Annotated in this window: 11 protein-coding genes; 2 read left to right on the top strand and 9 right to left on the bottom strand. The window is 71.4% G+C overall.

Annotation, left to right across the window (positions count from 1 at the left end):
- The first annotated feature begins 97 nt into the window (after positions 1 to 97).
- Entirely contained in the window at positions 98 to 1,999 is a 1,902-nt protein-coding gene (locus BKK80_RS23125; protein WP_071071468.1) for a bifunctional sugar phosphate isomerase/epimerase/4-hydroxyphenylpyruvate dioxygenase family protein, read from the top strand.
- A gap of 171 nt (positions 2,000 to 2,170) precedes the next feature.
- On the opposite strand, the gene BKK80_RS23120 is transcribed toward BKK80_RS23125, so the two are convergent.
- The 6 genes from BKK80_RS23120 to BKK80_RS23095 form a co-directional block, all read right to left on the bottom strand.
- Complete coding sequence (locus tag BKK80_RS23120; protein ID WP_084085277.1) at positions 2,171 to 3,460, bottom strand: CaiB/BaiF CoA transferase family protein; 1,290 nt, start codon at positions 3,458 to 3,460, stop codon at positions 2,171 to 2,173.
- Positions 3,457 to 4,320, bottom strand: coding sequence for a MaoC/PaaZ C-terminal domain-containing protein (locus tag BKK80_RS23115; RefSeq protein ID WP_071071465.1), 864 nt, complete (start codon positions 4,318 to 4,320; stop codon positions 3,457 to 3,459). The genes BKK80_RS23120 and BKK80_RS23115 overlap by 4 nt, the downstream gene beginning before the upstream one ends.
- Position 4,321: 1 nt before the next feature.
- Positions 4,322 to 5,236, bottom strand: coding sequence for an SDR family NAD(P)-dependent oxidoreductase (locus BKK80_RS23110; protein WP_071016737.1), 915 nt, complete (start codon positions 5,234 to 5,236; stop codon positions 4,322 to 4,324).
- Positions 5,237 to 5,366: 130 nt separating this feature from the next.
- A complete protein-coding gene (locus BKK80_RS23105) occupies positions 5,367 to 6,071 on the bottom strand; it encodes a 3-oxoacid CoA-transferase subunit B (protein WP_071016739.1) in 705 nt (234 codons plus the stop codon).
- Positions 6,061 to 6,747 (bottom strand): 3-oxoacid CoA-transferase subunit A, encoded by a 687-nt coding sequence (locus tag BKK80_RS23100; RefSeq protein ID WP_071071463.1) that lies wholly within the window; start codon positions 6,745 to 6,747, stop codon positions 6,061 to 6,063. The genes BKK80_RS23105 and BKK80_RS23100 overlap by 11 nt, the downstream gene beginning before the upstream one ends.
- Positions 6,748 to 6,772: 25 nt before the next feature.
- Positions 6,773 to 7,792: a Bug family tripartite tricarboxylate transporter substrate binding protein gene (locus tag BKK80_RS23095; RefSeq protein ID WP_084545715.1), complete on the bottom strand. Its 1,020-nt coding sequence runs from the start codon at positions 7,790 to 7,792 to the stop codon at positions 6,773 to 6,775.
- A gap of 155 nt (positions 7,793 to 7,947) precedes the next feature.
- Here BKK80_RS23095 and BKK80_RS23090 point away from each other — a divergent pair, with 155 nt between their 5' ends.
- A complete protein-coding gene (locus tag BKK80_RS23090) occupies positions 7,948 to 8,850 on the top strand; it encodes a LysR family transcriptional regulator (protein WP_071016742.1) in 903 nt (300 codons plus the stop codon).
- A 165-nt stretch (positions 8,851 to 9,015) separates the two neighbouring features.
- Here the strand turns inward: BKK80_RS23090 and BKK80_RS23085 are convergent, their stop codons facing one another.
- The 3 genes from BKK80_RS23085 to BKK80_RS23075 all read right to left on the bottom strand — a co-directional run bounded on the left by BKK80_RS23085 (position 9,016) and on the right by BKK80_RS23075 (position 12,925).
- Entirely contained in the window at positions 9,016 to 10,389 is a 1,374-nt protein-coding gene (locus tag BKK80_RS23085; protein ID WP_084085275.1) for a metallopeptidase TldD-related protein, read from the bottom strand.
- The gene (locus BKK80_RS23080) at positions 10,386 to 11,819 is read right to left on the bottom strand and encodes a TldD/PmbA family protein (protein ID WP_071071461.1); all 1,434 of its coding nucleotides are present in this window, start codon (positions 11,817 to 11,819) and stop codon (positions 10,386 to 10,388) included. The genes BKK80_RS23085 and BKK80_RS23080 overlap by 4 nt, the downstream gene beginning before the upstream one ends.
- 143 nt (positions 11,820 to 11,962) lie before the next feature.
- Positions 11,963 to 12,925, bottom strand: a complete 963-nt coding sequence (locus tag BKK80_RS23075) for a tripartite tricarboxylate transporter substrate-binding protein (protein WP_071016747.1) — start codon at positions 12,923 to 12,925, stop codon at positions 11,963 to 11,965.
- Positions 12,926 to 13,198: the final 273 nt, after the last annotated feature.

Here is a 13,198-nt window from a genome sequence, read left to right as displayed (position 1 = left end):
CCTAATCTTCGGCGCGTGACCCAGCCTTTGTTGACCCCCTTCGCTGCCCCTGCCGCCCCTGCTGAACCTGCCACCCCTGTTTCCCCAGCTGACCGCCATGACCACCGCATCCCGCCCACTGCCCAAATCCATCGCCACCGTTTCCCTCTCCGGCACGCTGCCGGAAAAGCTGGAGGCCGCCGCGGCCGCCGGCTTCGATGGCGTGGAGATCTTCGAGAACGACCTGCTGCACTTCGGCGGCTCGCCGGCCGAAGTGCGCGGGATCGCGGCCGGGCTGGGCCTGCAGGTCTTCCTCTACCAGCCGCTGCGCGACTTCGAGGCCATGCCGCGCGAGCAGTTCGCGCGCAACCTGGCGCGCGCCGAGCGCAAGTTCGACGTCATGGAGCAGCTCGGCGCCGGCATGGTGCTGGTGTGCAGCAATGTGCAGGAGGCCGCCAGTGACGATCCTGCGCGCGCTGCCGACGACCTGCGCCGGATGGCCGAGGCCGCCGCCCGGCGCGGCCTGCGCGTGGGCTTCGAGGCACTCGCCTGGGGCCGTCACACGCGCCGCTGGCGCGAGGCCTGGCAGATCGTGCGGCAGGCCGATCATCCGGCGCTGGGGCTGGTACTGGACAGCTTCCATACGCTCGCGCTCGGCGACACCCTCGACGGTCTCGACGCGGTACCGGCCGACAAGCTCTTCTTCGTCCAGCTCGCCGATGCGCCGCGCCTGTCGATGGACGTGCTGTCGTGGAGCCGCCACTACCGCAACTTTCCCGGCCAGGGCGAACTGCCGGTGACCGCTTTCACCAACGCCGTGCTGCGCGCCGGCTATGCCGGGCCGCTCTCGCTGGAGGTCTTCAACGACGGCTTCCGCGCCGCCCCGGCACGGCTGACCGCCGAGGACGGGCTGCGCTCGCTGATCTGGCTGGAATCCGAGGCGGGCGGCGCCGCGCTGCCCGCGCCGCCTGCGCTGGCCGGCGTCGACTTCCTCGAATTCGCCGTCGATGCCGCCGCCGGCCAGGCGCTGGCGCAACGGCTGCAGGCGCTGGGCTTCACCCATGCGGGCCGGCATCGCAGCAAGGCGGTCGAGCTGTACCGGCAAGGCGACGTCAACCTGATCCTGAACGCCGAGCCAGATACCGCCGCCGCCGGGCATTTCGCCCAGCACGGCCCCTCGGTATGCGCGATCGGCCTCAAGGTCGACGACGCCGGCCGCGCCATGGCGCGCGCCCGCGCGCTGCGCTGCCCGGAGTGGCGCGAGCCCACCGGGCCCGGCGAGCGCACCATCCCGGCGCTGCGCGCGCCCGACGGCATGCTGTTCCACCTGATCGACGACCATGGCGCCGAGCGCAGCATCTACGAAAGCGATTTCGCGCTGGCGGACTGGACCCGTACGGGCGCCGCCCCTGTGGCGGACACTGCCAACGCGGACAGCGGACATGCCGGCCTGGCCGGCGTCGACCACCTGGCGCAGGCGCTGCCGGCCCATCGCTTCGACAGCTTCGTGCTGTTCTACCGCACGGTGTTCGGCATGCAGGCCGAGGCGCTGCACGAAATCGCCGACCCCTACGGCCTCGTGCGCAGCCGCGCCATGGTCAGCGCGGACGGGCGGGTGCGCATCCCCCTCAATGTGTCCGACAGCGGCCTGACCACCACCGGGCGCTGCGTGCAGGCCCACGCCGGCGCGGGCGTCCATCACATCGCCTTCCGCTCCACGGGGATCGAGGGCACGGTGCAGGCCATCGACCGCCGGCGCGCCGGCATGCTGCCGGTGCCCGCCAACTACTACGACGACGTGGCCGCCCGGCTCGCGCTCGACGACACGCTGCTGGCACGGCTGCAGCGCCTGGGCATGCTCTACGACCGCGACGCGCACGGCGACTTCCTGCACGCCTATACGGCGCCCTTCCAGCAGCGCTTCTTCTTCGAGATCGTGCAGCGCGACGGCTACCGCGGCTACGGGGCGGCCAATGCCGCGGTGCGCATGGCCGCGCTGACGCAGTTGGAGCCGGCTTGAGCGGGAGAATGGTGGTGCGGACGGCAGCGCGAGCGCCGACGGGTGGCACAGAATGCTGCCGAGAAAGGCATCCACCAGCCCTCTTTCCATTCGCTGCACTTCCGCACAGCATGCAGCGACGCAGACTGGCATGGAGCCCCATCGCTCCATGCGCTGCAGCGTCGCTGCCCCTCAGATCACACCACGCTCGCGCAGCGCGGCGATCTCTTCCGGGCTCTTGCCCAGCACGCCGGACAGCACCGTCTCGGTGTGCTCGCCCAGGCGCGGCGGCGGCGCGTCGTAGCGCACCGGCGTGGCCGACAGCCGCAGCGGGCTCTTGACCGTCGGGCACAGGCCGCCGTCGCTGCGCGTTAGGTCGACCTGCAGTTCGCGGTGGCGTACCTGCGGGTCTTCGAGCACCTGCGCGTAGTCGTTGATCGGCCCGCATGGGATGCCCTCGCGCTCCAGCGCCTCCACCCAGAATGCGGTGGGCCGGGTACGCATATGGGCCTCCAGCAGGGGGACCAGCGCGTCGCGGTTGACCAGGCGGCCGGGGCCGCTGCGGAAGCGCTCGTCGGCGGCCAGGTCGGGCCGGTCGACGCCGCGGCAGTAGGCCTGCCATTGCCCGTCGTTGCCGGCGGCCACGATCATGTAGCCGTCGGCGGTGGCGAACACGTGATAGGGCACCATATTGGCGTGGGCATTGCCGAAGCGCCCGGGCACCTTGCCGGTGATGCGCTGGCCGATGATGGGCGTGGCGCCCACCGCGACCGCCGCGTCGAGCAGGGCGATGTCGAGATGCTGGCCTTCGCCGGTGCGCTCGGCATGCCGCAGCGCGCCCAGCACCGCCACCGTGGCATACATGCCGGTGAAGATGTCGACCACGGCCACGCCGACCTTCTGCGGGCCGCCGCCGGGCAGGTCGTCGCGCTCGCCGGTGATGCTCATCAGCCCGCCCAGGCCCTGGAAGATGAAGTCGTAGCCGGGCTTGTGCGCGCTCGGGCCCTGCTGCCCGTAGCCGGTGATCGAGCAGTAGACCAGGGCGGGATTGATGGCCTTGAGGCTGTCGAAGTCCAGCCCGTAGCGCTTCAGGTCGCCGACCTTGTAGTTCTCCAGCACGATGTGCGAGCGCGCCGCGAGTTCGCGCACGATGGCCTGGCCCTCGGCGCTGGCGATGTCCAGCGTGAGCGAGCGCTTGCCGCGGTTGGCGCCGGCGTAGTAGGTGGCGTCACCGGAGGGATTGCCTTCGCCGTCCGGCAGCCAGGGCGGGCCCCAGGAGCGGGTGTCGTCGCCCACGCGCGGGCGCTCCACCTTGATCACCTCGGCGCCGAGGTCGGCCAGGTTCTGCGCGCACCACGGGCCGGCCAGGATGCGCGACAGGTCGAGCACGCGCACGCCGTCGAGCGCGCGCGCCGTCGATGGAGCGGCGGACGGCGCAGCGGACGGCGCAGCCGCTGCAGTCTTGCCGTCGGCCGCGCTCATGGACGCAACTCCGCCACGCCATGGCTGAGCACCGTCACGTCGCGCGCGGGGATGCGGGCGTCGAACCGCACACGGCCATCGGCCTCGCGCCACATGCGCACCTGCAGCGTCTCGCCGGGGAAGACCGGGCGCGAGAAGCGCACGTTCAGCTCGGCCAGGCGGTCGCCGTCGCCGCCGGCAAAGGCGTCGAGCAGCGCCCGCGCGGCCACGCCATAGGTGCACAGCCCATGCAGGATGGGGCGCTCGAAGCCGGCCGCGCGCGCCACCGCCGGGTCGGCATGGAGCGGGTTGGGATCGGCGTTCAGGCGATACAGCAGCGCCGCCTGCGGCAGGATGGCGATCTCGCGCACGGCGTCCGGCGCGCGCTCCGGCACGGCCGGCAGCGGCTCGGGCGGGGCATCGCCCTGGCCGAAGCCGCCGTCGGCGCGGCAGAACGTGGTCTGCGCCAGCGTGGCCAGGGCCTCGCCGGTGGCGTCATCGACCAGCGTGCGCTCGGTGATCACCAGCGCGCCCTTGCCGGCGCCCTTGTCGACCACGTGCGAGACATGGGCGCGCGCGCGCACGGTGCCGGCCGCCGGCAGCGGCCGGTGCAGGCGCAGGCGCTGCTCGCCGTGCACCACCTTGACCCAGTCGATGCCGGTCTCGGGGTTCTGCATCCAGAAGCCGGGATAGGCCAGCACCACGGCCTGCGTGGGGAAGGCCTTGAGGCCGTCCTCGTACACATAGCGGAGCTGGCGCGCGTCGACCGGGTCCTCCCCCAGCCCCAGGCCCAGCGCGTAGAAGATGGAGTCCTTCGCGGCGTAGCTCTGGCGGATCTCGGGGAAGGCCCAGTGCTTGATGCGGGCGTAGTCGAGCGCCATCTCAGATCGGGTCCCAGTTGATCACGTCGGGCGAGCGCTCCAGCTTGAAGAAGCTGTTGCGCATCGCCGGCAGCGCGATCTCGGCGATCGACTCCGGGGTCCAGCCTTCCGACAGGTGCACCGAGCGCACCGGGCGCGGCTGGCTCATCAGCATGATCTCGTTGGCGCGCACGGCGAAGATCTGCGCATTGACCTCGCGCGCGGCGTCGCTGGCCAGGAACACCGCCATCGGCGCCACCTTGCCGGCTTCCATCTTCTGCAGCTTGGCCACGCGCGCCTTCTCTTCCGGCGTCTCCGACGGGATCGAGCTGGTCATGCGGCTCCAGGCGAACGGCGCGATACAGTTCGAACGCACGTTGAAGCGCGCCATGTCCAGCGCGATCGACTTCGACAGCGCGGCGATGCCCAGCTTGGCCGCCGAGTAGTTGGCCTGGCCCAGGTTGCCGATCAGGCCCGAGGTCGAGGTCATGTGCACGTAGGCGCCGCTCTCCTGGTCCTTGAAGTAGTTGGCGGCGGCACGGCTGACGAAGAAGGTGCCGTTCAGGTGCACGTCGATCACGGCGCGCCACTCTTCCTCGTTCATCTTGAAGAACATGCGGTCGCGCAGGTTGCCGGCGTTGTTGACCACGGCATCGATGCGGCCGAAGTTGTCGAGCGCGCACTGCACGATGGCGTTGGCGCCGTTCCAGCTCGACACGCTGTCGGTATTGGCCACGGCCTCGCCGCCAGCGGCGCGGATCTCCTCGACCACGCGTTCGGCGGGGCCCTTGTCGCCGCCCTCGCCGGTCAGCGACACGCCCAGGTCGTTGACCACCACCTTGGCGCCGGCCGCCGCCAGTTCCAGCGCGATGCCGCGCCCGATGCCACCGCCCGCGCCGGTCACCAGCGCCACCTTGCCTGCCATCAGTCCACTCATTGCTTCCACTCCTGTCGAATACACGGGTTCGGGTCCGGTTGCGCGGCGCTGCCGCCGCGCGCTGACCTGCTTGTCTTGCCGATGCCGGCTCCACGCGGGCATCGTCTTTCCACTGGATGCCGCGGGCCGCTCAGGCAAGCGCCCGCAGCACGCGGCAATCGTCGGCCAGCGCCAGCGGCGCGGCGCTCAGCGCCTGCACCGCGGCGAACGGCACACCTTCGGCGAGGCCGGTCACCAGCAGCCCGCCGCCGGGCCGGACGTCGATCACGGCCAGGTCGGTATAGATGCGGTCGACCACGCCGAGGCCGGTCAGCGGGTAGCTGCAGCGCTCGACCAGCTTGGGCTGCCCGTCGCGCGTCACGTGTTCCATCATGACGAACAGGCGCGCGGCGCCCACCACCAGGTCCATGGCACCGCCCACGGCGGGAATCGCATCGGGCTCGCCGGTCGACCAGTTGGCCAGGTCGCCGCTGGCGGACACCTGGAAGCCGCCCAGCACCGTGATGTCGATATGGCCGCCACGCATCATGGTGAAGGAGAGCGCGTGGTCCGAGATCGAGGCGCCTGGCAGCAGGCCGATCGGCTCCTTGCTGGCATTGATCAGGTCCGGGTCGGTCGCGCCCGCGCGGATCACCGCGCCCATGCCGAGGATGCCGTTCTCGCTGTGCAGCACGATCTCGCGGTCGGCGGGAAGCTGGTCCGACACCAGCGTGGGCATGCCGATGCCGAGGTTGACGACGCTGCCGTCGGGAATATCGTGGGCGACGAGGCGTGCCATGGCGGCGCGGCTCAGGCGCGGCAGGCGGGACAGGTCCGGCTTGGCGTCATGCGGCATGGCGGCAAGCTCCCGAGGCGGCCAGCACCACGGCCTGCACGAAGATGCCCGGCGTCATCACCTGCTGCGGCGGCATCTCGCCGAGCGGCACGATCTCGTCGACCTGCACGATGGTATGGCGCGCGGCGGTGCACATCACCGGGCCGAAATTGCGGCCCGCGTAGCGGTAGGTCAGGTTGCCCCAGCGGTCGGCGCGGTGCGCCTTGACCAGGGCGAAGTCAGCGCCCAGCGGCTGCTCCAGCACGTAGCCGACGCCGTCGATGACGCGGCTTTCCTTGCCTTCGGCCAGCGCCGTGCCGTAGGCCGTGGGCGTGAAGAAGGGGCCCAGGCCGGCGCCGGCGGCGCGCATGCGCTCCACCAGCGTGCCCTGCGGCACGCACTCCAGCGCCACCTTGCCGGCGCGGTAGGCCTCGATGAAGGCCTCGGCATTGTTCGAGCGCGGGTGCGAGCAGATCACCTTGCGCACGCGGCCGGCGCGGATCAGCGCGGCGATGCCGGTGTCGCCGTTGCCGGCGTTGTTGTTGACGATGGTGAGTTCACGCGCGCCCTGGGCCAGCAGCGCGTCGAGCAGCGCGCCGGGAATACCCGAGCCGCCGAAGCCGCTGACCAGCACCGTGGCGCCGTCGGAGATCCCGGCCACCGCGGTGTCCAGGGAATCCACTGTCTTGTCGATCATGCCGTCTCCATGCGCTGGCCGCCCGTCACTGCAGCGGAATGCCGGTGTCCTTGACCACGCGCGCCCAGCGCTGCCGCTCCTGGTCGATGAAGCGGCCGAAGTGTTCGGGCGTGTCGCCGCCGGCCTGGCCGCCCAGGTCGGCCAGGCGCGCCTTCACCTCGGGGTCGGCCAGCGCCGCGGCGGCGGCCTTGTACAGCTGCGCGATCACCGCCGGGGGCGTGCCGGCTCGCGCCACCAGGCCGAACCAGGCGGTGACCTGGAAGTCGTCGAAGCCGGCTTCCTTCATGGTCGGCACCTCGGGCAGCTCGGGCAGGCGCGCGGCGCTGGTCACGGCCAGCGCGCGCAGCTTGCCGGCCTGGATCTGCGGCAGCGAACTGGGCAGGTTGTCGACCATCATGGTCACCTGCCCCGCCACCAGGTCGGCCACGGCCGGGGCGGCGCCCTTGTAGGGCACGTGGATGATGTCGATGCCGGCGCGCTTCTTGAACAGCTCGCCCGACAGGTGCACCGACTGGCCGGTGCCCGAGGAGCCGAACGACAACCGGCCCGGGCTGGCCTTGGCCAGCGCCACCAGTTCGGCCACGTTGTGCGCCGGCACCTTGGGATTGACCACCAGCACGTTGGGCACCGACACCACCAGGGTGATCGGCACGAAGTCTTCCGGCTTGTACGGCAACTGGCGGTACAGCGCGTAGTTGATGGCATTGGGACCGATATTGCCCATCATCAGCGTGTAACCGTCGGCCGGCGCCTGCTTGAGCGCCTGCGAGCCGATGATGCCGGCGCCGCCGGCGCGGTTGTCCACCACCACCGGCTGGCCGAGCAGGTCAGCCATGCGCTTGCCGACCAGGCGCGCGGCGATGTCGGTGGTGCCGCCGGCCGCGGCCGGCACGATCAGGCGGATCGGCCGGTCGGGATAGGCGGCCCGGGCCACACCCGCGCCCGCCATGCAGAACGCCGTTGCCGCCACCCCGGCCGCCAGGCCCAGGGCCCTGGCCAGCCGCAGGCGCCCCCGGCGCCGCGCGCCGCCCGTGCCACTTGTCATGCCGTGTCTCCTTGTCCGGCTATCGCCCGCCTTGCTGCCCCGGCGACGCCGCATTGTCTTTGCATTGTTCTATTGAACCGCCAGATACGATAAATTGGCGGCGGAGACATGGGAATTCACCATTCACAAAAGCGGCCTTTGGCCCGACGAAACGCATGCATTACGATCTGACCGACCTGCGCCTGTTCCTCAATGTCGGTGAAACCGAGAACCTGACCCGCGCCGCGGAACGCAGCTTCCTGTCGCTGCCCGCCGCCAGCACGCGCATCAAGCAGCTCGAAGAGGCCTTCCAGACCCAGTTGCTGATCCGCCAGGTCAAGGGCGTGCGCCTGACCCCCGCGGGCGAGGCGCTGCTGCGCCATGCGCGCGAAGTATTCCGCGAGCTCGAATGCCTGCATTCGGACCTGAGCCCCTATGCCAAGGGCGTCAAGGGCCGGGTGCGCCTGCTGGCCAATACCACGGCCACCAACTCCTTCCTGGCCACGGCGCTGTCGCGCTTCCTGTCCGAGAACCCGGACGTGGACGTGGAGCTGGAAGAACACCTGTCGGCCGAGATCGTCTCGGCCATCGGCGCGGGCGCCGCCGACCTCGGCATCGTGGCCGGCGAAGTGGCCACCGACGACCTCGACGCGATGCAGCTGTGCAGCGACGAGCTGATCGTCATCGCCCCGGTCAACCACCCGCTGCCGCAGTTCAAGCGCCTGCATTTCGCCGACCTGCTCGATACCTGCCGCTTCGTCGGCCTGAACCAGTTCAGCGCCATCCAGTCCTTCCTCGACCGCATCGCGGCCGGCATGGGCAAGCGCATCAGCCTGCGCATCCAGGTGGGCAGCTTCGACGCCGTGTGCCGCATGGTCGAGGCCGGCGCCGGCATCGCCATCGTGCCCAACAGCTGCGCGCGCCGCTACGCCAGCCGCAAGGTGCTGCGCTTCATCCCGCTCGAGGACGAATGGGCCCGGCGCGAGCTGCGCCTGGTGCGGCGCCCGGGACGCGAGCTGCCGCAGTTCGCGGAAACGCTGATCGAATACCTGAAGGACGCGGCACGCGAGCCGGTCTGATCTGCCGGGCGGATGCGCCGTTGAGCCGTTGAGCCGTTGAGCCGTTGAGCCGTTGAGCCGTTGAGCCGTTGAGCCGTTGAGCCGTTGAGCCGTTGAGCCGTTGAGCCGGGCCGGGGCGGTCCGCACCGGCCCGTCCCCGGTGACGGTCGGGGTCTCCCCTTCCTGCTACAGCGTCAGCACCAGCCGGCTGGTCAGCGCCCCCGGCAGCAGCGCGGACTGCGTCTGCCGCTCGCCATAAGTGCTGCTCGACACCCGCAGGTCCTGCTCGCGCGTCAGCGCTTCCAGGTGCGTGCCGAGGAAATCGTAGAGGCTGTCGTCGAAGCGCATGGTGCCGACCGGGCCCTGGATGCGCCCGTCTTCCACCCAGAAGGTGGCGAAGCGCGTCATGCCGGTCAGGCGCGCCGCCGGCGCATCCGACCAGTTCAGGTACCACAGGTTGCCGATGTAGAGCCCGGTGCCCAGCGCGGACAGCACGTCCGCCTGCGCCAGCGTGCCGCCGGCCATGGCCAGCGACTGCGGCGACTCGCCGGCGTCGGCGCAGTTGGCCTGCAGGCCGTACTCGCGCGCGCTGCGCGGATAGACCAGCCGGCCCGCCGCCGCGCCGTCGCGCACCAGGGCCACGTCGGCGCGCGGCAGGCCCTGCGGGCCGAAGGCCGGCGCCAGCGCGCCGCTGGCCGTCTCGTCCAGCTGCACGAGCGGGCTCAGGCGCGCGCCGCCATCGTAGAGACGCTGCAACGGGCTTTCCTTGTCGGCCAGCCCGCGCGCCGAAAAGGCGCCCCAGCCCAGCATGCCGGCCACTTCGTCCAGCGCCGCCGGCGCCAGGTAGGCGCGGTAGGCGCCGGGCGCCAGCGTGCGCGCCGGCTTGCCGAGGTGATCGAGCTGCGCGCGCGCCTGCGCGAAGCGCGCGGCGAAGGCCTGGGTGTCCCAGCGCGCGGCGGCATAGTCGGCCTTGACCGCCTGCCCGTTGGCGTGGAACAGGCTCCAGTCGAAATGGCAGGCCGGCACCGCGTGCCAGCCGTAGGCGCCGAAGCTGTTGGCATAGCCGCGCAGCAGCGGCCCCGCCGCGTAGATGCCCACCAGGTCGAGGCCGGCCGCCAGTCCGGCGATCTGCGCCAGCGCCGCCGTGCTGTCCGGCGCGGCGCCGTCGGCCTCGACGCGGCGCCGCTGCCAGGCTTCGCGCGGGATCATCAGGTAGGGATCGGGATGGAGCTGCCCGATGGCCTCGCGCAGCCGCGCCAGGCCCTCCTGCAGGCGCAGGCGGTCAACCTCGGGCCCGCCGCCCAGCGTCAGCACGATCTCCGCGTGGCGCTCGTCGCGGATCAGCTGCAGCCGCGCCACCGCCTGGCTGACCTGCCCGGCCTGGCGCACGCGCGCGCGGTTGAAGCGCACGAACTCGGAGACCTCGGCGCTGTACCACAGCGTGAAGTCCTCGCCGGGCCGCAGCGCGGCGCGGGCATCGTCGGCCAGCCGCGCGAAGGCGGCTTCGGCGCCATCCGCTCCATCGACCGTCCGGGCCGGGATCCTGCTCAGGTCGCTCATGCCGCCCCTCCGAACACTTCCACGTCGCTGAACACGCAGGCCGGCGAGGCATGGCCGACCCGCACGATCTGGTTGGGCTCGCCCTTGCCGCAGAAGGGCGTGCCGTGGACCTCGAAGGTACTGGTATCGCCCACCGCCGCCAGGCTGCGCCAGAAGCTGGCCGAGATGCCGCGGTAGTTGGGGTTCTTGACCACGCCCTTGAGTTCGCCGTTCTCGATCAGCCGCCCCCATTCGCAGCCGAACTGGAACTTGTTGCGCGCGTCGTCGATCGACCACGAGCGGTTGGTGGTCATCAGGATGCCGCGCTCGATGCCGCCCACCAGTTGCGCCAGGCTGCGGTCGCCGGGCTCCAGGTTGAGGTTGGCCATGCGGTCGATGGGTGCGCGGTTCCAGCCGCTGGCGCGGCTGTTGGCCACGCCGGGCATGCCGGTGCGGTGCTGCGACAGCGCGCCGCCCAGCGGCCGCAGCAGGCGGCCGGCACGGATCAGGTAGGCCTTGTCCGCCGGCGAGCCATCGTCATCGTGGCCGTAGCTGGCCAGCTCCTCGGCGATGCCGGGATCGAAGGTCACGTTGAGCAATGCCGAGCCGTACTGGTAGTGGCCGAAATCCTCCTGCCGCACGAAGCTGGTGCCGGCATAGTTGCGCTCGTCGCCCAGGATGCGGTCCAGTTCCAGCGGATGGCCGATGGACTCGTGGATCTGCAGCATCATCTGCTCGGGCATCAGCAGCAGGTCGCGCCGTCCGGCGGGCGCGTTGGGCGCCGCCAGCAACTGCAGCGCCTCCTCCGCCACGCGCGGCGCGGCGCCGGCGAAGCCCAGCGCGTCGAGCACCTCCACGCCGCCCTGGCGGCCGCTGCCGAAGCCGCCGAAGGTGCGCGTCTGGCTGTCGCTGCCGTCGAAGGCGGTCACGCTGATGCCGGGATAGACGAAACGCAGCGACTGCCACTGCTCGGCGCCGGCGCTGTTCAGGTAGAGCTGCTCGACACTGCGGTGATCGAGGTAGAGCTGCCAGTTCACCAGCCGCGCATCGGCCGGCAGGCGCGCCGATTCGTCGGCCAGCAGGGCGAAGCGCTCCGCCAGCGAGGGAAACGAGCTGCCCGCGCCGGGCGACGCATAGTGCGAGCGCCCCTGCGGCGGCGGCAGGCCGCGTGCGTCGACCAGCATGTGGGCGGCCAGGCGCCGCGCCAGCGCCTCGGCCCGCCCCAGCGCGGCCTGCAGGCCGGACTGGCTCAGGTCCGCGGTGGCGGCATAGGCCTCGGCACCGCCCACGCGCACGCTCAGCATGGCACCGGCGTCGTCGTTCAGGCGCGGCGGCTCCGCCACGCCGCGCCGCATGGCGCAGTATTCACCGCGTTCGCGCACGGCGCGCAGCGCGTGGAAGTCGGCGCCGGTACGCAGGCGGGGGAAGTGTTGCCTGATGTCGTCGAACAAGGCGGGCTCCGGAAACCGCCGCCGCTGAGCGGGCAGGCAGCGGCGGGCATGGGCGGGAAGACACGATAGCCGTGATCTTACCGCGCGCCCTGCTCCGCCCGCCTCGGTCCGCCTCGGTCCGCCTCGGTCCGCCTCGGACCTCCTCAGTCCGCCTTCACGCCTGCCGCCTTGATGATCGGCGACCATTTCTCGATCTCGGACTGCAGCCAGGTACGCAGGCCCTCCGGCGTCTGCTTGTCCTCCGGCACGATCTGCGCGCCCAGGTCGGCCAGCCGCGCGGCCACCGCCGGGTCCTTGAGCGCGGCGCGCAGCGCGCCGTTGAGCCGGGCGATCACCGCGGGCGGCGTGCCCTTGGGCGCGTAGATGCCGTGCCACACCTTGACCTCGAAGCCCTTGAGGCCGCCTTCGGCCAGGGTCGGCGCGTCCGGCAGGGCCTGGATGCGCGCGGTCGTGGTGACGCCGTAGAGCCTGACGCGGCTGGCCTTGATATGGGGCAGCGTCTGCGTGGTCTGGTCGCACAGGATGTCGACCTGGCTGCCGAGCAAGGCCGTCAGCGCGGGCGCCGTGCCTTGATAGGGGATGGCCGTCAGTTCGACCCCGATGGCCTTCTGGAACAGCATGCCGCACAACTGCGAGACCGCGCCCAGGCCGGCGTTGGCGAGGTTGACCTTGCCCGGGTTCTGGCGGATGTAGCGGACCAGCTCGGCCAGGTTGGCGGCCGGCAGGTCATGGCGGCCCAGCAGGGTCATCGGCACGTCGGCGACCTGGCCGACGAAGCTGAAGTCGGTCAGCGGATGGTAGGGCAGCCTGGGGTACAGCGCCGGTGCCGTGGCCATGCCATTGTGGTGGATCAGGATGGTGTAGCCGTCCGGCGCCGCCTTGGCCACATAGGCCGCCGACACGGTGCCGCCCGCGCCGAGCCGGTTCTCCACCACCACGCTCTGGCCCAGGGTCTTCGACATCGAGGCAGCCAGGGTACGCGCCACCACGTCGGTCGGCCCGCCCGCGGCGAACGGCACCACCATGGCGATGGGACGGCTGGGGTAGGCATCGGCCGCCGCGCCAGGCAGCGGCAGCGCCAGCAGCGCGGCCAGTGCCGCGCCCATCAGCCAGTCAGCCCAGCCCGTCCAGCCCGCCCGGCCGCCGACCGCCGCCGCGCCGGCGGTCGGCTGGGTGTGTCGACGCTGCGCGGATGCTGCCGGATGCCTCGCTAGGAAGTGCTTCATGCCTGGTCTCCTCGGTCCTGTTCTGTCCTGTTCTTCGTGGCTTCGCTGCTTCGTTACGGATCTGGTTTCCGGCGGGCGCCATGCCGCCGGCAGGTGCGAAGCCAAGGGTCGGACGAATCACGCGCGCGCGCCATTCGCATTTGCCGAAGGCAG

The sequence above is a fragment of the Cupriavidus malaysiensis genome (assembly GCF_001854325.1).
Taxonomy (GTDB): Bacteria; Pseudomonadota; Gammaproteobacteria; order Burkholderiales; family Burkholderiaceae; genus Cupriavidus; species Cupriavidus malaysiensis.
This window is presented reverse-complemented; position numbering and strand designations above follow the sequence as displayed.